The following is a 747-nucleotide window of genomic DNA, read 5'->3' on the forward strand; positions in this document are numbered from 1 at the left end:
TTCCGGTCATCGATCCGGGCGCCCTTCCCAGGCGCGGCTGCTGTGGAAGGGTCGCGAACGGTCCTGGCGGGACCTTTCATTGATCTGGGTGCCCCACCCGGGGCGCGTTGATGACAGAACCAAGGGGGTGCGCGGAATGTCCAGGGTAACATGTCGCTTTTTACCGTTGGTCCTGTCAGCCATTCTGGTGGTTTTCCTCTGTGTTCCCGCTGCCGGGGACATCGCCTACATCATCAATAAACCTTCAGGGGACAGGAACGTCTCCATCTCCTTCACTTATGATCCTCAGGCAGAATCGGAGATCCTGGAAGCCATCGGTGAGGAGGGCCATGTCCTCATGTGGCAGATCCAGTGCGCGGACAAGTACGTCTTCTACCGGCCTTTCGAGTTTGCCCAGGGCCGCATCACTATCCGGCCGGTCCTTTGCCTTATGAAAAAGTACTTCTGTCAGGCTTGCGGGGAGGGGGACGGGTTCGTGTTCCAGGGCTACCTGTTCCTTGACACGAAGTTCGACCTGAAAAGCCCCATTAACGTTACCTTGGCAGACAAGACGATCAGGGCGACGTTCGTCCAGTAATCCAGGAGCCTGCCAGAGAACCCCACGCAGGCTCCATAGTTTGATCGAGGATAAAGCTCAGAATTGATGACTTTTTGCGAAGTCATCAACTTAGACAGGGTCGCAAAAAGTCCAATCCGGGACTTTTTGCTCAACGGAAAGGGAAAAGCGTCGTTTTCCCTTTCCTCACA

The 747-nt window shown here is 55.4% G+C and carries 1 protein-coding gene; it reads left to right on the forward strand.

Annotation, left to right across the window (positions count from 1 at the left end; translation table 11 throughout):
* Positions 1-136: 136 nt before the first annotated feature.
* Positions 137-577 (forward strand): hypothetical protein, encoded by a 441-nt coding sequence (locus P1S46_05655; GenBank protein ID MDF1535975.1) that lies wholly within the window; start codon positions 137-139, stop codon positions 575-577.
* Positions 578-747 lie beyond the last annotated feature (170 nt).

The organism is bacterium (assembly GCA_029210545.1).
Lineage (GTDB): Bacteria > BMS3Abin14 > BMS3Abin14 > BMS3Abin14 > BMS3Abin14 > JARGFV01.